Origin of the sequence: Gordonia sp. PP30, from assembly GCF_023100845.1 — a bacterium.
GTDB lineage: Bacteria > Actinomycetota > Actinomycetes > Mycobacteriales > Mycobacteriaceae > Gordonia.
Window position 1 is genome coordinate 1,026,893 of record NZ_CP095864.1, and the last position, 24,785, is coordinate 1,051,677.

Annotated in this window: 24 protein-coding genes and 1 pseudogene; 14 read left to right on the top strand and 11 right to left on the bottom strand. The window is 70.0% G+C overall.

Annotated features, from left to right (window positions below):
* The first annotated feature begins 86 nt into the window (after window positions 1-86).
* Window positions 87-929 carry an SGNH/GDSL hydrolase family protein gene (locus MYK68_RS04735; RefSeq protein ID WP_247866555.1) on the top strand — a complete coding sequence of 281 codons (843 nt, stop codon included), beginning with the start codon at window positions 87-89 and terminating at the stop codon, window positions 927-929.
* Between the two features lie 11 nt (window positions 930-940).
* Here MYK68_RS04735 and MYK68_RS04740 read toward each other — a convergent pair whose 3' ends face one another.
* The 3 genes from MYK68_RS04740 to MYK68_RS04750 are packed head-to-tail and all read right to left on the bottom strand — an operon-like array spanning window position 941 to window position 3,290.
* Window positions 941-2,068: a LuxR C-terminal-related transcriptional regulator gene (locus MYK68_RS04740; RefSeq protein WP_247866556.1), complete on the bottom strand. Its 1,128-nt coding sequence runs from the start codon at window positions 2,066-2,068 to the stop codon at window positions 941-943.
* Window positions 2,069-2,094: 26 nt separating this feature from the next.
* Window positions 2,095-2,670: an aminoacyl-tRNA hydrolase gene (pth, locus tag MYK68_RS04745; RefSeq protein WP_502798319.1), complete on the bottom strand. Its 576-nt coding sequence runs from the start codon at window positions 2,668-2,670 to the stop codon at window positions 2,095-2,097.
* A gap of 8 nt (window positions 2,671-2,678) precedes the next feature.
* Complete coding sequence (locus tag MYK68_RS04750; protein WP_247866557.1) at window positions 2,679-3,290, bottom strand: 50S ribosomal protein L25/general stress protein Ctc; 612 nt, start codon at window positions 3,288-3,290, stop codon at window positions 2,679-2,681.
* Window positions 3,291-3,492: 202 nt separating this feature from the next.
* Between MYK68_RS04750 and MYK68_RS04755 the strand changes: the two genes are divergently transcribed.
* The gene (locus MYK68_RS04755; protein WP_247866558.1) at window positions 3,493-3,951 is read left to right on the top strand and encodes a limonene-1,2-epoxide hydrolase family protein; all 459 of its coding nucleotides are present in this window, start codon (window positions 3,493-3,495) and stop codon (window positions 3,949-3,951) included.
* Between the two features lie 113 nt (window positions 3,952-4,064).
* On the opposite strand, the gene MYK68_RS04760 is transcribed toward MYK68_RS04755, so the two are convergent.
* The 8 genes and pseudogenes from MYK68_RS04760 to glmU all read right to left on the bottom strand — a co-directional run bounded on the left by MYK68_RS04760 (window position 4,065) and on the right by glmU (window position 12,631).
* Window positions 4,065-4,862, bottom strand: coding sequence for a pyridoxal phosphate-dependent aminotransferase (locus MYK68_RS04760; RefSeq protein ID WP_247866559.1), 798 nt, complete (start codon window positions 4,860-4,862; stop codon window positions 4,065-4,067).
* Complete coding sequence (locus MYK68_RS04765) at window positions 4,859-5,890, bottom strand: 3-oxoacyl-[acyl-carrier-protein] synthase III C-terminal domain-containing protein (RefSeq protein ID WP_247866560.1); 1,032 nt, start codon at window positions 5,888-5,890, stop codon at window positions 4,859-4,861. Before MYK68_RS04765 ends, MYK68_RS04760 begins: the two co-directional genes overlap by 4 nt.
* Window positions 5,887-6,552, bottom strand: a pseudogene (locus MYK68_RS04770) (SRPBCC family protein). Before MYK68_RS04770 ends, MYK68_RS04765 begins: the two are co-directional and overlap by 4 nt.
* A complete protein-coding gene (locus MYK68_RS04775; RefSeq protein ID WP_247866561.1) occupies window positions 6,549-8,213 on the bottom strand; it encodes a thiamine pyrophosphate-binding protein in 1,665 nt (554 codons plus the stop codon). Before MYK68_RS04775 ends, MYK68_RS04770 begins: the two are co-directional and overlap by 4 nt.
* Window positions 8,210-9,814: a GMC oxidoreductase gene (locus tag MYK68_RS04780; protein ID WP_502798320.1), complete on the bottom strand. Its 1,605-nt coding sequence runs from the start codon at window positions 9,812-9,814 to the stop codon at window positions 8,210-8,212. Before MYK68_RS04780 ends, MYK68_RS04775 begins: the two co-directional genes overlap by 4 nt.
* Before the next feature lie 102 nt (window positions 9,815-9,916).
* The gene (gene arsC / locus MYK68_RS04785; protein WP_247866563.1) at window positions 9,917-10,258 is read right to left on the bottom strand and encodes an arsenate reductase (glutaredoxin); all 342 of its coding nucleotides are present in this window, start codon (window positions 10,256-10,258) and stop codon (window positions 9,917-9,919) included.
* A gap of 4 nt (window positions 10,259-10,262) precedes the next feature.
* Window positions 10,263-11,240 (bottom strand): ribose-phosphate diphosphokinase, encoded by a 978-nt coding sequence (locus MYK68_RS04790; RefSeq protein ID WP_247866564.1) that lies wholly within the window; start codon window positions 11,238-11,240, stop codon window positions 10,263-10,265.
* Window positions 11,237-12,631, bottom strand: a complete 1,395-nt coding sequence (gene glmU / locus MYK68_RS04795; protein ID WP_247867929.1) for a bifunctional UDP-N-acetylglucosamine diphosphorylase/glucosamine-1-phosphate N-acetyltransferase GlmU — start codon at window positions 12,629-12,631, stop codon at window positions 11,237-11,239. The genes MYK68_RS04790 and glmU overlap by 4 nt, the downstream gene beginning before the upstream one ends.
* Window positions 12,632-12,811: 180 nt before the next feature.
* Between glmU and MYK68_RS04800 the strand changes: the two genes are divergently transcribed.
* The 12 genes from MYK68_RS04800 (at window position 12,812) to MYK68_RS04855 (ending at window position 24,778) form a co-directional block, all read left to right on the top strand.
* The gene (locus tag MYK68_RS04800; RefSeq protein WP_247866565.1) at window positions 12,812-13,567 is read left to right on the top strand and encodes an SDR family oxidoreductase; all 756 of its coding nucleotides are present in this window, start codon (window positions 12,812-12,814) and stop codon (window positions 13,565-13,567) included.
* A 266-nt stretch (window positions 13,568-13,833) separates the two neighbouring features.
* Window positions 13,834-14,508: a TetR/AcrR family transcriptional regulator gene (locus MYK68_RS04805; RefSeq protein WP_247866566.1), complete on the top strand. Its 675-nt coding sequence runs from the start codon at window positions 13,834-13,836 to the stop codon at window positions 14,506-14,508.
* Between the two features lie 174 nt (window positions 14,509-14,682).
* Window positions 14,683-15,492, top strand: a complete 810-nt coding sequence (locus MYK68_RS04810; RefSeq protein WP_247866567.1) for an MlaE family ABC transporter permease — start codon at window positions 14,683-14,685, stop codon at window positions 15,490-15,492.
* On the top strand, window positions 15,492-16,352 hold the full coding sequence (locus MYK68_RS04815) for an MlaE family ABC transporter permease (protein ID WP_247866568.1): 861 nt from the start codon (window positions 15,492-15,494) through the stop codon (window positions 16,350-16,352). Before MYK68_RS04810 ends, MYK68_RS04815 begins: the two co-directional genes overlap by 1 nt.
* Before the next feature lie 3 nt (window positions 16,353-16,355).
* Complete coding sequence (locus MYK68_RS04820; RefSeq protein ID WP_247866569.1) at window positions 16,356-17,672, top strand: MCE family protein; 1,317 nt, start codon at window positions 16,356-16,358, stop codon at window positions 17,670-17,672.
* Window positions 17,669-18,688 (top strand): MlaD family protein, encoded by a 1,020-nt coding sequence (locus tag MYK68_RS04825; RefSeq protein ID WP_247866570.1) that lies wholly within the window; start codon window positions 17,669-17,671, stop codon window positions 18,686-18,688. The genes MYK68_RS04820 and MYK68_RS04825 overlap by 4 nt, the downstream gene beginning before the upstream one ends.
* A 9-nt stretch (window positions 18,689-18,697) precedes the next feature.
* Window positions 18,698-19,741 carry an MCE family protein gene (locus MYK68_RS04830; protein ID WP_247866571.1) on the top strand — a complete coding sequence of 348 codons (1,044 nt, stop codon included), beginning with the start codon at window positions 18,698-18,700 and terminating at the stop codon, window positions 19,739-19,741.
* Window positions 19,741-20,895, top strand: coding sequence for an MCE family protein (locus tag MYK68_RS04835; protein ID WP_247866572.1), 1,155 nt, complete (start codon window positions 19,741-19,743; stop codon window positions 20,893-20,895). The genes MYK68_RS04830 and MYK68_RS04835 overlap by 1 nt, the downstream gene beginning before the upstream one ends.
* Entirely contained in the window at window positions 20,892-21,974 is a 1,083-nt protein-coding gene (locus tag MYK68_RS04840; protein WP_247866573.1) for an MCE family protein, read from the top strand. Before MYK68_RS04835 ends, MYK68_RS04840 begins: the two co-directional genes overlap by 4 nt.
* Window positions 21,971-23,200 carry an MlaD family protein gene (locus MYK68_RS04845; RefSeq protein WP_247866574.1) on the top strand — a complete coding sequence of 410 codons (1,230 nt, stop codon included), beginning with the start codon at window positions 21,971-21,973 and terminating at the stop codon, window positions 23,198-23,200. The genes MYK68_RS04840 and MYK68_RS04845 overlap by 4 nt, the downstream gene beginning before the upstream one ends.
* On the top strand, window positions 23,190-23,795 hold the full coding sequence (locus MYK68_RS04850) for an Rv1363c family protein (RefSeq protein ID WP_247866575.1): 606 nt from the start codon (window positions 23,190-23,192) through the stop codon (window positions 23,793-23,795). The genes MYK68_RS04845 and MYK68_RS04850 overlap by 11 nt, the downstream gene beginning before the upstream one ends.
* A 74-nt stretch (window positions 23,796-23,869) precedes the next feature.
* Window positions 23,870-24,778 carry an oxygenase MpaB family protein gene (locus tag MYK68_RS04855; RefSeq protein ID WP_247867930.1) on the top strand — a complete coding sequence of 303 codons (909 nt, stop codon included), beginning with the start codon at window positions 23,870-23,872 and terminating at the stop codon, window positions 24,776-24,778.
* The last annotated feature ends 7 nt before the right edge of the window (window positions 24,779-24,785 follow it).

Consider the following 24,785-nt stretch of genomic DNA (forward strand, 5'->3'; position numbering starts at 1 on the left):
ATCGATGCGGGACTCGATACACGCTTGTATTGAGTTGTTCCGCGGAGTATGTTGCCGAGTGACCTATGACACGTCGGGGAGTCACTGTGAAGAAGAATGCCGTCCGTTTGATGTCCGCCGTCTCGGCCCTCGCGCTCGGGGTGGTGCTCGCGCCGCACGCGGCGGCGATGCCCGACCCCGCACCGCGCGGGGCGCTGTACGTCTCGATCGGCGATTCGTATGTCGCCGCCGGCTCGGCGACCACCAGCGACCGGGACGGGTGTTCGCAGGCCTCCGACGACGTCGGGCACCTGGTGGCGGCCCGGATGCCGGGCGTGCGCTTCGCCGACTGGGCGTGCTCGGGCGCCGCGACCAAGGACATCACGACCGACACCGCGATGGGACCGCAGATCCGCGGCCTCGGCCCGAAGACGAAGTACGTCTCGATCTCCATCGGCGGCAACGACGACGCGCTCTTCGCAGACCTGATTCAGAAGTGCCTGGTCGGGGCGTTCTGCACGCCGGAGGTCGAGAAGGACGCGATGGCCAAGATCGACGTCCTCGGCCCGCGCCTGGACGCCACCTATGCGGCGGTCCGCAAGGCCGCGCCGAACGCGCAGGTGGTCGTCGTGCCGTATCTGCGGATCCTGCCCGATGATCCGCGCGGCTGCTTCGCCGACGTGCTGATGGGCGACGTCGCCGTGCAGCGTGCCAATCGGGTGCAGAAGCGCCTCAACAAGACGATCACCCAGCGCGCCGAGCGCGCCGGATTCACCGTCGTCGATCCGAACACCGCACCCGGACACTCGATGTGCGCCCCGGACGGTGCGCGCTGGGTCTCGCTGACCGGCGTCGGCCCGGGCGACGACGGCGTCCCGATCCATCCGACGCTCGCCGGGCGCAAGCACGTGGCGAAGCTGGTCGCCGCCGCGTTCCGCGACCAGCGCTGAGGACTACGGACTCAGCTGTGCGGCGCGGTATGGCCTTCGACAGTCCGCACCGACAGCCCCGTCGCCGACGCGATCTGCCGGTTCGACAAGCCCGCCGCGGCCAGCCGCATGATCTCCCGCTGTCGCGGAGTGAGCCGGTCACCGGCGCGAACGGCTCCCGCGATGTCCCCGCACAGATGCCGGGCGTGGATGTCCAGGCAGGCCAGCGAGATCCGCTGGTGCGGGGCCCTGCGCCAGCGGTCACCGTCGGCGTCGCCCGCGCGGATCGCCTCGTCCAGCAGGTGCGGGAGACCGGCGTCCCCGGCCCCGATCACCAGTCCCATCGTCCGGAACGTGCGGGCGAGCTCGGGCAGAGCCCCGGCGCCGGTGGGGGCCGAGTGGGACCGCAGCAGGGCGCAGGCCTCCACCGCCCGGCCCCGGGTGGCGAGAAGAAAGCCCCGGGCGGCGGCCGCCGTGGCGGCGCCGAGGGTGCCGGCGGCATCGTCGAGGATCCGCTGCGCCTCGTCGGGCGCGGCGCGCGCGGTCACCTGGTTGAGCACGCGCAGGAGTGTCGAGGTGCGGGTCAGCGCCGGCTCGGTGCGCGCCGCGCAGGCCCGGGCCAGCAGTTCGTCGGCCAGATCGCCAGAGCCGGTGACCGAGGCGATGTACCCCTCGGTGAGCAGCGCGGCGGACCGGACGGGACCGGGCCCCACCGCGCGCGCGAAACGGATCGCGAGGGCGAAGTCGAGGCCGCGCACCGCGGCATCGGCACCGCGGACCAGGAGACGGTCCCGGCCGGTGAACCCGGGTTGGTCCAGGGCGAGGGACGCCAGACCCAGTTCCAGGCTGAGGTTCCGGTGGTCCAGCTGCACCTCGCGCAGCCGCGCGGCGAGCAGCGCGCGCAGTCGGCGTCGATGGGCGATCCCGGACGAGGCACGCCGCACGGCGGCGATCATCGGGTGCGCGATCGACACCGCCGGCGCCGCCAACCCGTCGTCGGACACCCGGACGGCCCGGATCAGGCCGGCGAGCACATCGGCCGGCAGATCACCGGCCTCCAACAGGCAGTCGAGTACCTCGGCCGCAGCGGGGCCGGCCTGCGCGATCCGGGCGCCGATCCGCTCGGCCACGACGGCCGGGATCTCAGGGGGCGTCTGCATCGAGTAGTGGACTACTCGATTTCACCTCACCACGCGTGCACGACGTTCTGCGCCGCTTCCAGGCCCTGCTTCAGCAGAAGCTCGACGGCGTCGACGCCGTTCCCGATCAGCAGATCGACCTCGGCACGCTGGGCGGAGGGGAACGACTTGAGCACGAAATCGGCCGGATCCTGCCGGCCGGGCGGGCGGCCGATACCGAGCCGGACGCGGGTGTAGTCGCGGGTGCCCAGGGCCTGGGTCAGCGAGCGCAGGCCGTTGTGGCCGCCCTCGCCGCCGCCGCGCTTGAGTCGCACCTGACCGAAGTCGATGTCGAGCTCGTCGTGCAGGACGATCACGTCCTCGGGGGCGACGCCGTAGTACTTGGCCAGCGGTCCGATCTGCCGGCCGGTGACGTTCATGTAGGTCCGCGCCTTGGCGACCAGGACGGACTCGTGTTCGTTTGAGCCTGTCGACAACCGCACGGTCGCCACCTCGGCGCCCGACTTGCGGTGCACGGTGTACTTCTCGCCGTACGAGAAGACCAGGCCATCGGCGACCATCGCGCCGATGTTGTGCCTGGTCTTCTCGTAAGCGGGACCGGGATTGCCCAGTCCGACGATCAGGGCGGGAATTACTCCGCGGCTTCCTCGGCGGGAGCCTCGGCGTCGCCCTCACCCTCGGCGTCCTCGGACTCGGCCTTGGCGGCCTCGTTCACGGCGACGATCAGGGTGTCCTCCGGGGAGACCAGGGTGCTGCCCTGCGGCAGCTCCAGGTCGCCGGCGGTGATGTTGGTGACGGCCTCGACGCCCTCGACCGACACGGTGATGTTCTCCGGGATGTGCAGCGCCTCGGCCTCGACCTGGATGGTGCTGGCGTCCTGGACGACCAGGGTGCCCGGGGCGGCGTCGCCCTCGATCACGATGTTGACGTCGACGGTCACCTTCTCACCGCGGCGGACCAGCAGCAGGTCGACGTGCTCGATGTTGTTCTTGATGGCGTGGACGTCGACCTGCTTGGTCAGCGCGAGCTGGCTCTTGCCGTCGATGTCCAGGTCGATCACGGCGTTGGTGCCGTTGGCGCGCAGGATGGCGGCCAGCTCGCGGTCGGGGAGCAGCAGGTGCTGCGGCTCGCTGCCGTGGCCGTACAGCACGGCGGGGACCTGACCGGCGCGGCGGGCGCGGCGCGCGGCACCCTTGCCCGACTCGGTGCGAACGGTGGTCGTCAGCTTCGGGGTCTGCGACATGAGAATCTCCTCGTTACTCGTATGCGGTGGTTTCGCGGCGCACGACGGCCGAGATCGAGGAACCACACCGCCGAGAGCGGGATTCTGCTTCTCGTCGCGCCGATAACGGTGAACTCCGTGGTGGACACGGGGCACCCTCGCCGAGACAACGTCGTCCACCCTAGATCAGTGCAGGTCAGGTTGTCACATCTACGATGGCGTCATGACGTCTCAGACACCGGAAGACCTGGTCGCCGACTTCTTCGCCGCCCTCGCGCAGCAGCGCCTCGACGACGCGCTGGCGTCGGTGGCCGACTCGATCGTCTACACCAACGTGTCGTTGCCGACCGTGCGCGGGAAGAAGCGCTTCGCGGCGATCATGGGCGCCCTCAACGGGGGCCTCGTAAGCTTCGACGCCGAACTCCGCACGATCGCCGGGAACGACGACGGCGTGGTGCTCACCGAGCGGATCGACGAGCTCACGGTGGGGCCGCTGCGCATCCGGTTCTGGGTCTGCGGGCGCAACGAGGTGCGCGACGGGCAGATCGTCGTGTGGCGCGACTACTTCGACTTCTGGGACTGCACCCGCGGCCTCGTCCGCGCGCTGGCCGGAGCGGTCGTCCCCGCGCTGAATCGCCGGCCGCTGGCCGCTCCGGTCTCCGCGCGGACGGTCGCCGGCTGACGGACTGTCGTTACGCGCACGCCACCGCGAGGCGGAGGGCGCCGACGAGGTAGTCGGTGACCCCGCGATCGGCGACGGTCAGCCGGAACCGTGATCGGGGTACTCGCGGCCGATCACGCCTGCGCCGCGCAACACGCGGCGACCCGCTCGGCCAGTTGCGTCTGCGCACGCAGCGCCACCGGCACGGCCTGCTGCGCGGCGGTGGAGACCGCGAACGGGATCTCGCGCCGTCGTGCGCCGGCCACGGCGGCCGGGGTGCCGAACGCGTAGCCGATCCGCACGCCCGCCAGGCCGTACGCCTTCGAGAAGGTCCTCAGCACCGTCAGATTCGGGAACTCCGCCACCAATGCCCGGCTGTCCGGCGGCCGCTCGCAGTACTCCACGTACGCCTCATCGAGGATCACCGGCAGATCGGCGCGCACCGACAGCAGCAGGGCGCGGAGCCGCGCCTCGGTCAGCACCGCTCCGGTGGGATTGTGCGGCGAGCACACGATCAGCGCGGCCGTCGACGGTGTCACCGACGCCACCAGGGCATCGAGATCGGGGGCTCCGTCGTCGAGGAGCCGGGTGGCGTCGACCCGGTACCCGAGCATCGATGCGAGAATCGCGAAACCGTCGAACGTCGGCGCCGGGGTGCTCAGGTGCGGCGTGTCCCGGCCGGCGGCACGGTGCCGGGCCGCGGCGTCACTCAGCAGCGCGGAGACCACCGCGGTCCCGCCGGGACCGACCACGACGCCCGAGGCATCCACACCGAGGTGCGCGGCGATCGCCGCTCGTGCCGTCTCCGGGCGGAACTCCGGGTAGCGGTTCGCGGTCGCGGCCGTGGTCGCGATCGCCTCCGCGACGGCGGGCAGCGGCTGATAGGCCGATTCGTTGAGGTCGCAGCGGATGATCGGTCGCGGCGCGGTCACGACCGGCCGTTCCACCGGATCGCCGCGGCGGCCGCGAAGTCGCCCGCGTGCGCGAACGCCGACGTCATCACCACCTGGCCGGGCCGTATCCGGCCGGACTCGATCAACGCATCGAAGGTCATCGGCACGCCGACCGCGAACAGGTTGCCGCACTCGTCGAAGGTGTCGGGATGGCGCTCCTCGGGCAACTCCAGCGCTTCCCGCCAGTTGCGCAGGAACACCCGGTTGGGCTGGTTGGTGATGAACCAGTCCAGGTCGGCCGGCCGCACGCCGATCCGCTCGGCCGCCTCGATCGCGACCTCGGGCACCTGCCGGTTGCCGCGGGAGAGGACCTTGGCGATCTTGGCGTTGGTGAAACCGACGTGGATCTGGCCGTCACCGGCTTCCCAGTACTTGCGCGGCGGGGTCGAGACCGCCGTCATGTCCGGTGCGTACTCGCCGTACGAGCGGCTGAGTGTCGTCAGCACCGGGTTCCCGCCCGTGCCGAGGGTGAGCGTGGCCACCGCGGCCCCGTCGCCGGGGATGGCGGCCTGGGCTTTGCCGCGGACCTGCTCCTGAACAAAGATCTGCCCGGCGCTGTTCTGCGCCAGCGCGATCAGCGCCTTGCGGCCGCCACGCGCGGCGAGCAGTGCCCCGCCGATCTCGATCAGATGGGCGAAGGCCGCGCAGCCGCCGTTGTGAACGTCGACGACCGTCGCCGGGGCCAGGCCCAGGCGGTGTGCCACTTCGCCGCCGCACCCGCGCACGGGCACCTCCGGCAGCTGACTGTGGGTGAGGAGGACGTCGACGTCGTCGAGATAGTCCGGGCCGTGGCGGTCGGTGAGAACCGCCGCGGTGCTCACGATCATGTCCGCGGAGGTCTCGCCGTCGGCGGCATGGTGCCGGAACGCCGGGGCGCGGAACATCACGTTGCCGGCGAGGTCGTCGTCCTCGGCGAAGGCGGCGAAATACGATGACGGCACCCGGTTCGCCGGACGGTAGGTGGCCAGGTCGGCGAGGGCCACCGGCGGGGTGGCGGCGGCGGTCATGGGCGCATCCATTCCGGGGTCAGGGGCCGGCCGGTCCGATGACGGTGTTCGGCGATCCGGGTGAGGTTGTCGAGTTCTATCCGATGGCCGGCCCAGAACATGTCCCACAGGTCGCCGACCCACTCCTCGCGGTCGGCCGGAGCGATGTCCGGGTAGAGGTTCTCGTCGTAGTAGGGGTGGTGGCAGTTGGTCCACAGCACCACCGAGCCGGGCCTGTTCAGTACCAGCTAGGCGTCGACGACCCGCATCAGGTAGATCATCCAGAGGTCGCCGCCCTGGTCCCACGCGCAGTGGTAGTCGACGGTCATGGCGTCGGGATTGGCGACGGTGCGCACGAAGAACTCGGTGCCGGGGTTCAGCATGTCGTAGCCGACGTAGAGCCCGGGGTCGTCGTCGCACGGGCGCAGGCCGCGTGAGCTGTAGGTCCACTCTTCGAGCGACCTGGTGTGCGCGAGCCACTCGTAGAGCTCCCGCGGCGGGGCGTCGACGAATCCCTGGATCGTGCAGAAATCGCCGAAGATCTGGTTGTGCGGATAGACCGACCGGATCATGTCGACCACGCGGAAGGTGTTCTCGGCGCGGCCGTGCGTCTCGATCCGGATCACGCCGTCGAGCGGCGGTCCGGCGTCGAGATCGGTCCGGCTTCCGGGTACGGAGGTCATGGGGTTCCCTTCAGAAATGGGCCGAACGGTGGAATCTCGTCGGGATCGATGTCCACCACCAGGCAATTGGGGCCCGGCCGGGACAGGAGCCCGGCGCAGGCGGAGGACAGGTCGGCGGGTCCGGCGGTGCGCCGCACGTCGAGCCCGGGGAACATGGCGGCCAGCCCGGCGGCGAGGTCGGCCGCGCCGAATCGGTTGAGGCCGGGGTCCGCGGTGGCGGGGAAGTAGAGGTTCTCCCGCGTCACGCACATGCCGTGCGCATTGTTGTTGAGGACGATGAGGGTGATCGGCGCGCCGTACTCGATCGCGGTGTGGATCTCCATACCGTGCATCAGGAACGAGCCGTCGCCGGCGATGACGACCGTCCGGGTCGCCGGGTTCGACGATGCCCCGCCGATGGCGGCACCGATGCCTGCCGCGATGCCGTAGCCCATGCCACCCATGCCGAGTGCCACCACGAAGCGGCCGTCGCCGAACGGCAGATGGTGGATCGCGGCGGCCCCGGCGTTTCCGGCGTCGGCGAACACGCTGCACCCGGCGGGCAGGGCCGCCCCGATGGTCTCGATCGTCTCGCGCACGGTCAGCGGTCCGGTGATCCGCGGCGTGGACAGGAACTCGCGAGGCCGCGCGGGCCGGGCCGCCGGTCCGGCGAGGCCGTGCAGCGACGTCAGCAGCGCGCCGATCGCCGCCGGCAGGTCCGGTGTGGCGAGGTGTTCGACGCCCGGGACGCGCGGGGCGACCCGGCCGAGATGGATCGTGTCCGCGGCGGCGATCGCCCCGTCGAGACCGGCTCGATCGGTCAGCGACATCCGGCAGCCCACGACCACCAGGACCTCGGCGGCGGCGATCGCGGCATGCGCCGAGGGATGGCCCATCACCCCGGTGACGCCGGGGCAATCGGTATCGCCGACGTCCCGCCCGCCGGGCGAGACCACCAGGTCGGCGCCGAGCCGTCGGGCGAGCGCGCGCAGCGGCCCGGCGACGCCGGACCGGGATGCCTCCTCACCGGCCCAGAAACAGATGCGTGCGCCGCGTAGGCAGGCGCCGCGCAGCCGGTCGGCCACCTCGGTCACCTCGGGAGGCGGGGGACTCGTGGCTCGATCGTCGGCCGCGACGCCCCGGCGGTCCGGTGCCGCGGCGGCCTGCACGTCCTTCGGGATGATGAGGGCGGCGGGCCTGCCCCGGGAGAGCGTGGCGGCCGCCTCGTCGACGGCCTCGTCCAGTCCGGCCGGCTCATCGATGACGCGGCAGCATCCGACCACGCCGGACAGGACGGCGGGCAGGTCGATCGTGTCGGGCGGCGCGAGCATGTCCTGGAATCCGCCGCGCCCCACCGTCGTTCGCGCTGCGCTGCCGATGACCGCCAGGACCGGCACCCGGCTGTCGTACGATTCGCCGAGCGCGGGCACCACGTTGAGGGCCCCGCCGCCGGAGGTGGTCAGCACCGCCGCCGGGCCGCCGCCGATCCGGGCGAGACCGTCGGCCATCGCGCCCGCGCCGAACTCGTGCTTGGCGATCACCGGGGTGATCCCGCGATGGCGCACCGCGGCGTCGAAGACGTCCTCGGCGTTGGCGCCGTGCACCCCGAACAGGGTGGATACGTGCAGGCCGGTGAGGCGTTCGACGAGCCGGTCGGCGACCGTCGGGCTCGCCTGGCTCACCGGCCGACAGCGGCCAGGAACCGGTCCATCGTGCGTTCCGCCAGCGCGGTGATGGTGAGCGAGGGGTTGGCCAGCCCGACCGCACCGGGGCAGAAGGAGCCGTCGACGACGAAGAGATTGTCGTAACCCTTGATCGATCCGTCCGCGTTCGCGGCCTTGCCGATCACCACGCCGCCAAGCCCGTGGAACGTGGCGCCCGAGCCGAATCCGGCGGCGCGCGAGGAGATCACGATCCCGTTGTTCGGGGTCCCGTGCCGCACCTCGGTCATCTGGTGGAAGTGCTTGGCGAAGGCGACGGCGCGGCGGTCCAGCACACTCGTGCCCTCGGCGAACGGGTAGTTCAGCTCGGTGCCGCGGGTGGCGTGGACGTAGTCGATGGTGCCGCGTTCGGGGGTGTGCACCTGGATCAGATGGGTGAGCGCGGCCCCGCCGAGCGGTGCGGGGAACGGTGCGGCCTGGTAGATCATCGAGGCCGGGCCGCCGGGCAGCCGGTCCTCGTGGATCCGGGCGTAGCCCGGGCCGCCCTGGCGCGGCCCCTGAGCGTCGCGCAGATTGGTGCGGACGATGAGGAAGTCGCCGTTGCCGCCGAATCCGTCGCCGACGGTGCCCGGGATCGCGGGCAGTGCGCCTTGCGCCCGCGCCCGGACCAGCAGCGACGTCGTGTGGTACGAGCCCGCGGCCAGGAACAGGTAGTCGGCCTCGGCGGTCACCGTACGCACGGTGCGGTGGTGGTCGTCGATCAGCCGGGCGCGCACCACGAAGCCCTTCCGGCGGTGGCGGGGCCGGATGTCGAACACCTCGTGCATGGGTTTGACGACGACGTTGCCGGTGGCCTCGGCGGCAGGCAGGTAGTTGTGGTTGACGGAGTTCTTGGCGCCGCTGTTGACCCCGTAGGACAGGTCCCCGACGCTGACTCCGGGCCGTGCTTTTCCGGCGAGCTCGCGGCGGACGAGGTCCCAGTCGACCGCGAAGTCGGGGAAGGTGGGCGTGACGCCGTACCGGGCGATCGTGTTCAGCCACGTGCGCGCGCCCCGGTAGTTGGGGGTGGACAGGATGTCGCGTGGCAGGCCCGTGGCGTTGAGCATCTTCCGGGCCCGCGGGTAGTACGTCGCGGCCAGCTCGTCGTACCCGGTGCCGCCCGGGAAGACCTCCTCGAAGTCGGCCTTGTTCGGCTGGATCGAGAAGGCGCCGAACACGAGCGACCCGCCGCCGACACCGGCGCCGTGCACCGATTCGAGGCCGTTGCCCTTGATGGTTTCCAGCACGCCCGGGTAGCGCTCGACGGGAACCTGAATCGAGCTGGAGATCCCGGCGGTATCGGAGAACCAGGCGGCGCGCTTGTCCGGGTTGTCGAAGGTGGCGAACGTGTTGCCGTCCTTGCGGATCGGCCAGCGGCGACCGCGCTCGAAGACCGTGGTGCGGAAACCGGCCTGGCCGAGCCGGAGCGCGGCGACGGCGCCGCCGAATCCGCTGCCGATGACGATCGCGGTGGGGGCGCCGGGGTCGGCCGCGGCCGGCCCGTCGATCGATCCGGCGGCCGCGGCGCCGGCGAGGACCGCGGACGTTCCGAGGGCACCGCGCAGGAAGGTGCGGCGCGACAGCTGAGAGGTCGCTGAGCGAGAGTGGGGCACGGCCACACCCTAGCCCACTAGTTAGCTTAGGGAAACCTAACGTGTACGAATTCGATCGGCGGCGCGATGACGCTACAGGATCTCGTCGACGCTCTCGATCGGGCGGGCCAGGCGGGTGCCCTTGTCGGTCACCACGATCGGCCGCTCGACCAGCACCGGGTGCGTGACCATCGCGTCGAGGATCTCGTCGTCGGTGGCCTCGGCGAGGTTCAGCTCCTTGTAGAGGGCTTCCCGCTTGCGTGCCGCCTGGCCCGGCGTCAGGCCCGCGTCGGCGAACAACCGCTGTAACTGCTCGCGGGTCCAGCCGGTGTCCAGGTACTTCACCACGGTGGGCTCCACGCCCGCTGCCCGCAGCTTGTCGAGCGTTTTGCGCGAGGTCGAGCAGCGGGGGTTGTGGTAGATGGTCGCGTCCACCGACTCAGGCGTTTCCGTTGAAGAGGCTGGTCACCGAGCCGTTCTCGAAGACCTCGCGGATGGTCTGCGCGAGCAGCGGCGCCATGGTCAGGACGGTCAGGTTCGCGAACCGCTTGTCCTCCGGGATGGGCAGGGTGTCGGTCGCGATCACTTCCTTGGCACCGCACGACGACAGCCGCTCGGTGGCCGGATCGGAGAAGACGCCGTGCGTGGTGGCGATGATGACGTCGCCGGCCCCGGCCTCCTTGAGGACCTTCACCGCGCCGGCGATGGTGCCGCCGGTGTCGATCATGTCGTCGATCAGCACGCAGGTCTTGCCCGCCACCTCACCGACCACGCGGTTGGCGACGATCTGGTTGGCGACATCGGGGTCGCGCGTCTTGTGGACGAACGCCATCGGGGCACCGTCGAGCGCGTCGGCCCACTTCTCGCCGACCTTCACGCGGCCGGCGTCGGGGGAGACGACGCAGATGTTGTCGGTGCCGTAGTTCTCCCGGACGTACTCGGCCAGCTGGCCCTGCGCGTGCATGTGGTCCACGGGGCCGTCGAAGAAGCCCTGGATCTGGTCGGTGTGCAGGTCGACGGTGATGATGCGGTCGACGCCGGCGGTCTTGAGCAGGTCCGCGATCAGGCGGGCCGAGATGGGCTCGCGGCCGCGGTGCTTCTTGTCCTGGCGGGCATAGGGATAGAACGGCAGCACCGCGGTGATCCGCTTGGCCGAGCCGCGCTTGAGCGCGTCGACCATGATCAGCGTCTCCATGATCCACTGGTTCACCGGGAGCGGACAGCTCTGCAGGACGAAGGCGTCGCTGCCGCGCACCGACTCCTCGAAGCGCACGAAGATCTCGCCGTTGGCGAAGTCGCGGGCCGTCTGCGGAACGATCTGCACACCCAGTTCCTGAGCCACCGCTTCGGCGAGTTCGGGGTGCGCACGCCCGGAGAAGAGCATCAGGTTCTTCTGTGCGTCGGTGGTCCACTTCATGAGTTGCTCTCCTCTTGGGCTGCCCGGGCCGCCTGGGCCGCCCGGCTGGTGGGCCGCTTGCGCAGGACCCAGTTCTCGATGTTGCGCTGCTCGCCGGCCGAGACGGCGAGCGCCCCGGCCGGAACATCCTCCCGGACGACGGTGCCCGCGCCGGTGTAGACGCCGTCTCCGATGGTCAGGGGGGCGACGAACATGTTGTCCGAGCCGGTCCGGCAGTGCGAGCCGATCACGGTGCGGTGCTTGTTCTCGCCGTCGTAGTTGACGAAGACGCTCGACGCCCCGATGTTGGTGCACTCGCCGATCTCGGCGTCGCCGACATAGGTCAGGTGCGGCACCTTGGTGCCCGCCCCGATGGCGGCGTTCTTGGTCTCGACGAAGGTGCCGATCTTGCCGTGGTCGCCGAGGTCGGTGCCCGGTCGCAGGTAGGCGAACGGGCCGACCAGGGCCCCCGCCCCGATGATCGCGCCGCTGCCGTGGGTGCGGATCACCTGGGCGCCCTCGCCGACCATCACGCCGTCGAGCGTGGTGTCCGGGCCGATCAGCGCATCGGGGCCGATCACCGTGCGGCCGCGCAGCTGGGTACCGGGCTCGATGGTGGTGTCCTGGCCGATCACCACGTCGACGTCGATCCAGGTGGATGCCGGATCGACGACGGTGACCCCGGCGAGCTGGTGCCCGCGGACGATGCGCCGGTTCAGTTCGGCGGCGAGTTCGGAGAGCTGGGCGCGGTCGTTGCAGCCGGCCACCACCGCCGGGTCGCCGACCACGTGGGCGGCGACCGTCCGGCCGGCCGCGCGCGCGATCGCGACCACATCGGTGAGGTAGAACTCGCCCTGCGCGTTGTCCGAGGTCAGTTCGCTCAGCGCCGCGCGCAGCAGGTCCGCGTCGAAGGCGTAGATCCCGGCGTTCACCTCGGTGATCGCGAGCTCCGCGGGGGACGCGTCCTTGTGCTCGACGATGGCGGTCACCGCGCCGTCGTCGCCGCGGACGATACGGCCGTAACCCGTCGGATCGTCGACGACGAAGCTGGTCAGTGTGACCGCGGCACCCGATCCGGTGTGCTCGGCGATCAGTGCGCGCAGGGTGTCGCCGTCGAGCAGCGGGGCGTCGGCGACGGTCACCAGGACGGTGCCGCTGAAGTCCGCCGGAAGTCCGGTCAGGCCGGCGCGGGCGGCGTCGCCGGTTCCGAGCGGCTCCTCCTGGAGGGCGACGGTCAGCGCGCTGCCCAGATGGCCGGCGACCCGCTCGATCTCGGCGGTCACCTTCTCCCGCTCGTGGCTGACCACCGGGACCACATGGGCGGGCCAGACGTCCTCGGCCGCGGCCAGGGCGTGGTGGACCAGCGAGCGCCCGGCGATCCGGTGCAGGATCTTCGGGGTCTTCGACTTCATCCGGGTGCCCGCACCCGCCGCCAGCACGATGACGGCGAGCCGCTGGTCGTACGCGCGATCGGGCTCGTACGCGCCGCTGGGCTGTCGGCTCAATGCATCTCCTCCGCGGTGCACGCTGCGTGGCGGCGCTCTGTCGAGTGCCGCCGGAAATTCTACGCTGGCCCCAGTAGTGTTCCGGACATGAGCACTCAGAAAGTAGCAATTGTCACCGGTGCGGCCCGCGGTATCGGCGCCGCCGTCGCGCGTCGTCTGGCCGAGGACGGGATGGCCGTCGCCGTCCTCGACCTGGACGCGCAGGCCTGCGCGGGCACCGTGGAGCAGATCACCGCCGCGGGCGGCAAGGCCATCGCGGTGGGCGCCGACGTCTCGAACGAGGACGACGTCGCGACCGCGGTCGATCTCGTCGTCGCCGAACTCGGCGCACCGACCGTGCTGGTCAACAACGCCGGCGTCCTGCGCGACAACCTGCTGTTCAAGATGAGCGTGTCGGACTGGGACACCGTGATGGCCGTGCATCTGCGCGGCGCCTTCCTGATGAGCCGCGCCTGCCAGCGTCACATGCTCGACGCCGGCTGGGGCCGCATCGTCAACCTGTCGAGCACTTCGGCGCTCGGTAACCGCGGCCAGGCCAACTACTCGGCGGCCAAGGCCGGCATGCAGGGGTTCACCAAGACCCTGGCGATCGAGCTCGGCAAGTTCGGCGTCACCGCCAACGCGATCGCCCCCGGCTTCATCGAGACCGACATGACCCGCGCGACCGCCGAGCGCATGGGCGTCCCGTTCGACGCCTTCCTCCAGGCGTGCGCCGACGACACCGCGGTGAAGCTCGCCGGTCAGCCGGAGGACATCGCCAACGCGGTGTCGTTCTTCGCCGATGAGCGCGCCCGCTATGTCAGCGGCCAGGTGCTGTACGTCGCGGGTGGCCCCAAGGCCTGACCGGACGACGACGTGGCGGCCCCGGGCACGGAGTGGATTCCAGGTCCGGGGCCGCGCCGTGCCGTCGGTGCGGCACCTGATCTGCGCCGTCGGCGTCGGCGGTCCTTCAGGTGCCGCTGATGTGCGTTTTCCTGCCAAGCGTCCGATCCGGTACGTTATGAAACAAATATGATAACTGTGTAACACTGTGACGATCGGTGGCTCGGATCGCAGGAGGGGGCGGTGACGTAACTTTGAACCGGGCCGGGGTGGTCAGGAGGAACGGCGTGGGATCGGACGGTCCGGACGTGGTGGAAGGCACGCTGATCGAGCGTGTGCTCCGTCAGGCGGCGCGTGACGGTGAGCAGACGACGGATGTGCGGCAGGACAAGACGCGCACCCGGTTGCTGGATGCCGCCTACGACCAGTTCTGCGAGACCGGCATCGCCCGTGCCTCGATGGAAGAGGTCGCGCGCCGGGCGGGCACCGCCCGGATCACCATCTACCGCAAGTTCGAGAGCAAGGATCAGCTGGTCGACGCGGTGATGCTCCGGGAATTCCAGCGGTACTTCGGCGAGTTCGTCACCGAGATGGGCAAGGCGACCACCGTCGCCGAGCGGGTCGTCGCGGGTTTCGTCACGTCGCTGCGGACCATCGGCCGCAATCCGCTCATCACCAAACTGCTGGAGATCGAGCCGGCGCTGGTGCCCGGGGTGGTCGGCGGCGGCGACAGCCGGACGATGTTCGAGGTGCGCGACTTCGTCGCCCAGCAGATCGCCCGCGAGCAGGAGTCGGGCAATATCGCCCGGACGGTGTCGACCGTGCTCGCCGCCGATCTCATCGTGCGGATCACCGGATCGTTCCTGACCTCACCGAGTGATCTCATCGAACTCGACGACGAGCCCGCGCTGACGGCGCTCGCGCAGGAGTTCATCCTGCCGCTCGTCGGCCTCTCCGCCTGATTCTTCGCCACTCGTCCGCGTCTCCGCGGCGGCTTGTACTGCCGTCTCGGCGACCGTCGCACCGGCTCGATGAAACAAAAGATTGAAAGTTGTCGCATCGCGACTCGATCCCATGTTACGGTTCCGTCGCGGTTGTAACATCAGCCGCGCGATTCGGTGATTTGGGGATCAACGATGGCGTTTGAACTGCCCGCGTCCAAGGGGCCGGTCCGTGACCTCGCGGTGGAGGCCGGCCACACCCTCGGGTTCGCTCTGCAGTCGGTCGGCGGTCTGGTCGTGGCGATCGTGCGCTTCCGGCTGTCGCTCAGCGAGACGCTCAACCAGCTGATCTTCATCGGCAGGGTGAGCACCGGGCCGTCGTTGCTGTTGATGATCCCGGTCGGTGTGTTCATCGCGGTCTCGGTCGGGGAGCTCGCGGGACGCATCGGAGCCGGTGGCTACTCGGGCGCGGTGGTGGCCTTCATCATCGTCGGTCAGGCGGCGGCGCTGGTCTGTGCGCTCATGATGGCCGGCGTCGCCGGATCGGCGATCTGCACCGATCTCGGCTCCCGGAAGATCCGGGAGGAGATCGACGCGATGGAGGTCATGGGCATCAACGTGATCGAGCGGCTGGTGGCCCCGCGGATCGCGGCGGCCATCATCGTCTCGCTCGTCCTGTGCTCGCTGATCACCGTCGTCGGCGTCGGCGCCTGCTACGCCTACCACCTGTACGTGCAGCATCTGCCGGCCGGCGCGTTCCTGGCGACCTTCAGCCAGTACGGGCGCCTGAGCGACTTCGGGACCGCGCTGATCAAGGCGTCGCTGTTCGCGCTGCTGTCTACCATCGTCGCCTGCTTCAAGGGGCTCCATGCCCGCGGCGGGCCGAGCGGTGTCGCCGACGCGGTCAACGAAGCCGTGGTGATCGCGTTCGCGCTGGTCTTCATCTTCAACACGATCCTCAGCGAGCTGTACTCGGTGATCGTGCCCGCCGTGGGGTCGTTCTGATGGTCTCCGCGGATCTCACGCTGCGCGTGCGCGACGGCTACCGGCGCCGGGTGGACCCGCTGGCCGACGGCCTCGTCACGTTCGGTGAATACGTCACGTTCAGCGCCCGCGCGGTCGCCGCGATCCCTTACACGCTGGTGCACTATCGCCGGCATGTCGTCCGCCAGATCGCCGAGATGACCTTCGGCACCAGATCCCTTCTCTCCGGCGGCGGCACCCTCGGCATCGTCCTCGCGATGTCGCTCGCCGCCGCGATGATGCTCGGCGTCGAGACCTACCGCGGTCTGCAACTGGTGGGGATGACGTCGCTGTCCGGGATGCTCGCGGCCATCGCGAACACCCGGGAACTCGCGCCGGTGGTCGTCGCGATCGCCCTGGCGGCGAAGGTCGGTACGGGCTTCACCGCGCAGATCGGCGCCATGCGGATCTCCGACGAGATCGCCGCGCTCGACGTGATGGCGATCCGGTCGATCCCGTTCCTGGCGACCACGCGGGTCATCGCCTCGATGGTCTGTGTGCTGCCGATCTACATGATCGGTCTGCTGGCCAGCTATCTCGCGACGCGCATGGTCGTCGTCTGGTTCCACGGCGAGTCGCCGGGCACATACGACTACTACTTCCACCTGGCCCTCGGCCCCAGCGATCTCCTCTTCTCGGCCACCAAGGCGGTCGTGTTCGCCGCCATCGTCACCCTGGTGCACTGCTCCTACGGCTACTTCGCGTCGGGCGGACCCGAAGGAGTGGGCCAGGCGGCGGGCCGCGCGCTGCGCACGTCGATCCTCGCGATCGGCATCTTCGACGTGATCTTCACCTTCGGCCTGTGGGGCCTGGTCCCGAAGATCCCGGGATTGGGGCTGTAGCCGATGACCGTCATGCTTCCGGGCAGGCCGGTGTCGCGACGCAGCTACGTGCTCCGTGCGCTGGTGGCCACCGCGCTCATCGTCGCGTTCTCGCTGTGGATGATCGCGCGCAGCACCGGCACACTGTCGTCGGACCCGACCGTCTACGCGGACGTCCCCGAATCGGTCGGGCTGATCCAGCCGGGTGCTCCGGTGCGCTATCACGGCATCAAGGTCGGGGAGATCACCTCCATCGAGGCCGGCACCCGGTCCTCGCGGATCGAGGTCACGGTCGGCCACGACCTGCTCTCCCGGATTCCCCGATCGGTCAGTGTCCGGGTGCTGCCCCGCACCTTCTTCGGGGACATCTACCTGCAACTGGTGCCCGCCGAGGGCACCTCGACCGCGCGCAGCGGGTCGTTGACGCCGGGCTCGGTGCTCGGTGTGGACGACGGCCCGGACGCGGTCAACCTGTACGGGATCTTCACCGAACTGTCCGGCCTCATCGCCGAGGTGCGGCCGGACCAGCTGAACGTCGCACTGGCCGCGGTCGACAAGGCGATCGGCGGCCGCGGGGATCAGATCGGCGTCATGATCGACGACTGGTGGGCCGCCTCCCGCGAACTCGAATCATCGGTGAACGCGTTCCTCTCCGCGACGCCCACGTTCCGGCGGGTGGCCGAATCGCTGCGGCGGGCCACCCCGGACATCCTGGAGACCATCTCGTCGGTCACCGACATCTCCCGCGGGATCGCCGACCACGGCGGCCAGCTGGGCGTCTTCCTCACGGCGGCAAGCGGATTCGTCTCCGCGTCCGGGTCCTTCCTCGCCGAGCAACGGAAGAACCTGATCACCGTCCTCGACTCGACCGGGAAGATCCTGTCCACCGTCGCCGCGAACCCGTCGGGAATCACTCGCACGGTGCTCGCGGCCGACAAGTTCGGCGCGGCCGGAACCATCCTCTTCTCCACCGGCCGGTTCGACATCACCGCCGTGCCGACGTTCTCCCAGCCGATGCCCTACACCGCGGCCGACTGCCCGCGATACGGATCGCTGCGCGGTGCGCAGTGCTTCGGGACCGGAACCGGGGTGGGCACGGGGCCGGTGCGCGGACCCGGAGAGCGGGGCGGCACCGTGCTGCATCCGAGGAAGCCGGTGACGGCGGAACCGTCGTCGTACACCGGGCCGGAGGTGATCGACGGTGCGGCCGAGGCTCCGGGCCTGCACGCCATCGAGGGTGCGGTGCGCCCGGCGTCGACGAGCCGTGACGGTGCCCCGAATCCGGCGACGGTGTACATGCTCGGCCCGATGGTCCGCGGCAGCGAGGTACACCTCTCATGACCACACTGTCCGTGACGACCGCGATCAAAGCCTTCCTGTTCGTGCTGGTCGGCCTGCTGGCGGCGGTGCTCGTCGTGAACACTCTCCGGGTGCCGCTGCGCGGCCCCGCCGACGGCTACGTGCTGATGTTCACCGACGCCGAGGGGCTGACCGAGGGCAATCCGGTGAAGATGTCCGGGGTACGCATCGGCCGCGTGGAGTCGGTCACCCGGCAGGCGCAGCCCGGCGGCACCGCGCTGGCGAAGGTGACGGTCCGGATCGAGCGTTCCCACCCGGTGCCGCAGCGGGTGCGGGCGGCGATCCGGTACGGCGACATGCTCGGCGCCCGGTACATCGCGCTGTCGCCCGGCGACGAGAGCACCCCGGAACGCCGGGGCGCGCAGATCCCGGTGGCGGCGACCACGGCGCCGATCGACCTCACCGCGCTGATGAACGGGTTCCAGCCGCTCTTCGCCTCGCTCAAACCGCGGGAGGTCAACGAGCTGGCCCAGGGCTTCGTCGACACCTTCGCCGGCCGCACCAAATCGGTGGAACTGCTGCTGCGCCAGATCGGATCGCTGGGCGCCAACCTGCGCGCCAACAACGCCGTCTTCGCGCGGCTGGTGACCAACCTGAACACGCTGATGACGGCGGCGGAGGAACACAGCGGCGAACTGGGCGACCTCTTCTCCGGACTGGGCCGGCTGACGTCGGCGATCGTCGGCGACGACGGCGACTTCACCCGCCTGATCAGCTCCGGTGACCGCGCGCTGAGCGCGCTCGCCCAGATGATGACCGCCGGCGGCGACTCCTTCGCCGGAGCCCTCTCCGGACTGACCGACGTGACCGCCGCCTGGATTCCGCAGACCGGGAAGTTCGAGACCTTCCTGACGCGTCTGCCCGCGCTGGCCGACAAGCTCAACCACAGCGGGCGATACGGAGGATTCATGATGCTCTATCTCTGCAATTTCACCCTCAAGGCCGGGGACCTGGAGGCGAACATCTTCGGCCCGCTGCACTCGCCGGTGTGCAGGTAGGCGGCCGCGATGTTTCTCGTCAGACTCATCGACGTCTTCGTCGGTGTCCTGGAATTCGTCTTCAAGGGCGACAAACGGGGTCAGGGCGCCTCGCCCGCGGTGCTGGGCACCGCCGGCATCGTGACCCTCCTCGTCCTGGTGCTGGTGGCGGTCGGCGTGCCGCAGGTGACCTACCGGACTGGGACGGTGCCGTACGCCGCCGAACTGGCGAACGCGGGCGGACTCACCACCGCGGACCCGGTGCTGGTCGCGGGTGTGCCCGCGGGGCGGATCGAGTCGATCTCGCTGGCCGGGGACCGGGTGCGCGTCACCTTCCGGCTCGATCGGCACCAGCCGCTCGGCGACCAGACCCGGGCCACCGTGCGGCTGCGGACCGTGCTCGGCAAGCGGTACTTCGAGGTGACCCCGGCCGGTACCGGCCGGGTCGGACCGAACGACACCATTCCGCTCGCACGCACCGACTCGCCGTATTCGCTCGACGATCTCTCCGCCGACACGGTCGACGCGGCCTCCGGGATCGATCCGGAAGTGGTCCGCGCGATGATGTCGACGATGCACTCGCTGGTGCCCGACTCCGGTGACCTGTCCGCCGCGATCGAAGGGGCCGGCGGCGCCGCACTCGCCGTCGCTGGGACCGGCGATCAGCTGAGCAGACTGCTGACGATGTCTCAGCGGCTGGCGCAGGTCACCGCGCAGCAGTCGGACGCCTTGTCGACCGCCATGCGCAACACCCAGGCGATCGTGCAGACACTGGTCGTCCGCAAAGCGGTGCTGACCCGGCTCGCCGACAACCTCCGGCTGGTGCTCGATCGCATGGCCCGGACCTTCCCGACGATCCCGATGGGCCGGCTCATCGGCAACATCGTCGCGGTCACCGGCACGCTGAAGGTCAACGCCGCGAAGGTCGACCAGATCCTGACCGACCTGCCGCCCGCGATGCGCACGATCACCGACGCCACCGGCAACGGGAACTGGGCCGACGTCACGTCGCCGTCGGCCGTGATTCCGGACGGCATGCTGTGCGTCCTCGGCGTGATGCAGGGGTGCCGCTGATGACCTTCCGTCAAGTCCGCGAGGTCCGCCGCCGCAAGCGCCGCGGTGGCCGGATCCTGCTCGCCCTTCTGCTGATCGCGGCGCTCACGGTCGGCGGCTGGTACGCCCTGATCCGCCGGCCCGACGTCCGGACCGTGCACGCCGACTTCGCGTTCGTCAACGGCCTGTTCGCCGGCTCCCGGGTGACGGTCCTCGGTGTGCCGGTCGGGCGCGTCGACAAGCTCGAGCCGCGCGGCGATCACGTCCACGTCAGCATGACCGTCGACGGGAACGTCGCGCTGCCGGCCGACGTCGGCGCCTTCGTCCTCAATCCGTCGGTCATCAGCGAGCGTCACCTGGAACTCGGACCGGCGTACCGGGGCGGTCCGCGATTCCCCGACGGCGGGACCATTCCGCTCACGCGTGCGCATTCGCCGATCGGCTTCGACCAGTTGCTCTCCAGTCTGGGCACGCTGACCGAGATCCTCGATCCGGGCGACGGCCCCGGCACGGCGGACCTGGGTTCGCTGATCGGCACCACCGCCGCGGCGTGGGAGGGCAAGGGCCCGGATCTGCACCGCGCGCTCGATCAGCTCGCCGCCGCGAGCGGCATCGTCGGTGCGCGCGGCGAAGACCTCGAAGGACTGATCACCGGACTGGATCGCCTGATGACGGCCTTCTCGGCCAAGCAGGTCTCCCTCGACGGACTCATCCGGTCGATGGGCGAACTGTCCCGGCAGTGGAACGCCGCCGACCAGGACGTCTCCGTGCCGATCGCCGACCTCAAGACGGTCTTCGACCAGATCAGCGACTTCGTGCTGCAACACGGGAACGACGTCGGGACGGTCGCGGAGAACCTGGAAGCACTCGGGAAGGTGCTCGTCGCCAACCGTGCGGGCCTGGCCGAGTTCATGGATCTGGCGCCGCTGATGATGCAGAACCTGTCGAGCACGATCGGCCCGGACCGGCGCGGCCGGATCCGCCTCAACGTGTCGACCACGCTCACCCAGTTCGCCACGCTGAAACCGCTCTGCGACCGGTTCCCGATGCCGCTGTGCGTCGGCGCGGGACTGACCAACCCGATCTCCTTCCCGATCTCGGCCTCCGATCCGCTCGGCATCGTCTCGGCGATCACCGGCGGCCGGCTGCCGCCGAAGCAAGGGGGACCGCGATGAGCGCGCGGCGGTGGATCCGGCGACGCGGTGGCCGCCTGCTGGCCCTGTGCCTGGCGGTGTGCACGCTGTCCGGCTGCGGGGTGGGCCTGCAGGATCTGCCCATCGCCGGATTCCGGGACACCTTCGGAGTCACCGCGGACCTGGTCACCGCCGACGGCGTGGTCGACGGTGCCGACGTCCGCAGCGGACAGCAGGTGATCGGCCGGGTCACCGGGATCGCGCTCGACGGGCACACCGCCCGGCTGACGATGGCGCTGGACGCCGGGACCGACCTGCCGGCCAACGTCACCGCGGCCGTGGAGATCCCCTCGGCCCTCGGCACCCCGTTCATCCGGCTGAGTGCACCGGAGCACCCGGAAGGCAGGCTCGCCGCGGGAGCGCACATCGGTGTCGGCAGCACCTCGGTCGGTCCGCAGATCGAGAGCATGCTCGCGGCGTTGGGCAACGTGGTCAGCGGCAGCGGTGTCGGCCAGTTGCAGTCGGTGATGCAGAGCCTGAACGAGGCGTTCGCGTCGCGTTCGGACAAGGTCGGCGACCTGATCGACACCCTGAACCGCCTGCTCGCGAAGTCGTCGTCGTTCACCGGTGATTTCGATGCCGCGATGACGGCCGCGGCGCAGGTCAGTGAGCTGCTCGCCGCGCAGGAAGACAAGATCACGCAGTTCCTGGAGCAGACACCGCGCGCGGTGGACGTGCTGGCGCAGCAGCGCGATCAGATCGCCGGCCTCCTGAAACAGACCGGTGACCTCGCGGCCAACCTCGACGGGGTGGTCGACGGCACCACGACCGATCTGAACCGGCTGGTCCCGGATGCGGCGAAGCTGGTCGATGCGCTCGCCGGTTTCAACAGCCGCGTCGGCCAGACCCTGACCAGCATGAACGGCTTCATGGCGAACATGTCCCGGGCGATCCGGGGCGACTACCTGGTGTTCGACGGTGCCCTCGACATCCCGGGCGGCATCGACAAGATCCTGACCGGCGGGCTGTTGCTGTCGGGACAGCCGTTGCCGACTCCCGGCGAGCTCGGCGACCTGCTCACCGGAGGTCTGGCCGGACCGCGGAAGAAGGGCGAGCGATGAGAGACCGTTTCCCCGTCGGCACCGTGCAATTCGTGCTCTTCATCGTCATCTCGGCGGTGGTGATTCCCTTCGGCATCCACTACATCGCCGGGCCGCAGGGTTTCGGGTCCACGCTCCGGCTGTACGCCGTGATGGACGACGCGTTCGGCCTCACCAAGGGCACCGGCGTGAGCGTGCGGGGGGTCGACGCCGGCACGGTCGAGTCCGCCGGGCTGAACCCGGACGGCGGCGGCGCGCGGATCGAGTTGGTTCTGCGCGGCGGCACACGCATTCCCCGCGACTCGTTCCTGCAGGTCACGATGGCATCGATGGCGGGAATCCAGAGCGTGGACATCGTGACCGGGCGCGACGACGGCCGATACCTGCACGACGGCGACCGGCTCGCCGCGCCGGCCGACCGCCAGCCGATGCAGATGGACGCGCTGATGTCCCGGGCGGCGTCGCTGCTCCAGACCTTCCGGACCGGGACACTCGCGTCGGTCAGCACCGAACTGTCCGCGGCGTTCGGCGGGGACGACGACTCGCTCGAGAAGCTGGTGACCAACGGGTCGGCGCTGGCCAGGCTGGTCCGCGCGAACGCGCCGATGCTGCGCTCGCTGCTGGGGGACTGGCTCGATGTGCTCGGCGCGATGGATCAGACGCGTGCGGACTTCGAGTCCGGCATGGCGTCGATGGCGACGTTCACCGATCAACTCGATGCCGCCCAGCCGGTGTTCGTCTACCTACTCGACCGGTCACCCGCCGCCCTCGATCGCGCGACCTCGCTATTCGACAAGTACCGCGGCACCTTCGGCGGTGTGCTGGCGAACCTCGTCGCGGTGGAGCCGATCATCAGCGACCGGTCGTCGTCGCTGGCCACCGGCCTGCGGACCATCCCGCAGGGGCTGCTCGATCTCCGGTCGATCGTCAAGAACGGCCGCGCGGACTTCGCCCTCATCGGCACTCAGGGCCCGGTCTGCCTGTTCTACGACGAGCCGCGCCGCGCGGTCGGCGACCTCTCGCCGTCGCAGCCGAACCTGACCCGCTACTGCCCGCCGGGCAACGGCTACGGGCAGCGCGGGGCGGTGAACGCACCGCGGCCGAATCAGCTCGGGACACAGAACTGGACCTCTCCCGGTGGCGTCTCCGGACCGCCTGCCGTCGACGACCCGCTGTTGATCCCCAACGGCACCGAACTCCTGCAGATGTGGGCGCAACTCCTGGAAAGGGCACGCAATGGCAACTGACACCGTCGAGGACGTCGAGGAGATCGACGACATCGAGATCGCCGAATCGGCCGCCGAACCGGCCTCGGTACCGCGCCGCAGCGCTCCGGTCCGGCGCTCGCCGGCCGAGCGCCCGCGCTGGGTGAGGTGGGCGGTCGCGGCCGCGATCGCCGGCCTGATCGGTGCCACCGGTTTCTTCGGCTACCGGTACTTCGCCGGCGACGACGCTCCGAGCACGGCCTCCTCGTCGCAGGCGGCGGTCCTCGGTGTCGCCAACGACTACGCGGTCAAGCTGTCCAGCTTCGACTATCGGCATCTCGGCAAGAACCGCACGGCGATCGCGGCGATGTCGACCGCGGACTTCGGCAAGAAGTACGACGAGATGGTCAAGGCCCTGACCGAGATCGTCGCCAACGGCAAAGGGGAGGCCACCGCCGAGGTCTCGCATTCGGCGGTCGAGTCGCTGAAGGGCGATCAGGCGACGGTGCTGCTCTTCGTCGACCAGACGGCGAAGAACGTCGTCGCGCCGGAGGGGCGCAGCCAGCCGTACCGGATGGTCGTGAAGCTCAAGAAGGTCGACGGCCGCTGGCTGGTCGACGACGTCGAAACGGTGTGAGGAGAACCGCGATGACCGAGACAGAGAACCCCGCCCTGAGTGAGAACCCGCCGCAGACGCGGCCGGGCTACCACATGAAGTATCTGCCGGACCTGGACGAGACGCGGCCCGAGCTGCGGACGGCGGACACCCGGATCACCATCACGACGCGCAAACGCCGCGTCACCAGTCTGCGCAAGCCGGCCGCGGCGCAGGAGGCGATGGACTTCTGGTCGTTCGCAGGCGCGGCGGCGAACGTCGTCATGCAGCTCGGCTGGCCCGAAGTGGCGTACGGGGTGATGGAGAGCAAGGTCGAATCGGGCACCCTGATGCGTCATCCGTGGAAGCGGGCGCGGACCACCACCATGTACCTCGCGGTGGCGCTGCTGGGCACCGAGGAGGAACGCCGGGCGTTCCGGGAGGCGGTGAACTCGGCGCACCGGCACGTGAAATCGGACGCTCGCAGCCCGGTGAAGTACAACGCGTTCAACCGGGAACTTCAGCTGTGGGTGGCCGCGTGCCTGTTCATCGGGCTGGAGGACAGTCACCAACTGCTGCACGGCCTGATGAACGAGCAGGAGGCCGAGGCGTTCTATCAGTCGGCGAAGCCGCTGGGGACCACGCTGCAGGTGCCCGAGGACATGTGGCCGGCGACGCGCGCCGACTTCGACCACTACTGGAACGTCGCGTGCCAGCGGGTGGTGATCGACGACACGACGTGCGACTTCCTCAACGACCTCGTCGACCTGAAGATGATCAATCCGCTGATCCGGTTGCCGTTCGTCAACCTGCTGCGGTTCCTGACGATCGGCTTCCTGCCGCCGCTGTTCCACCGGCAGCTCGGGCTGGAATGGACCGACGACGACCGGCGGCGGTTCGAGCATCTGTTCACGTTCGTCTCGATCGTCAACAAGTTCCTGCCCAAGTGGTTCCGCGTCGGGGGAAGCCGGATGCTGATGAAGGATCTGCGCCGCCGGCTGAAGCACGACAAGGCGATGATCTAGGGCCGCC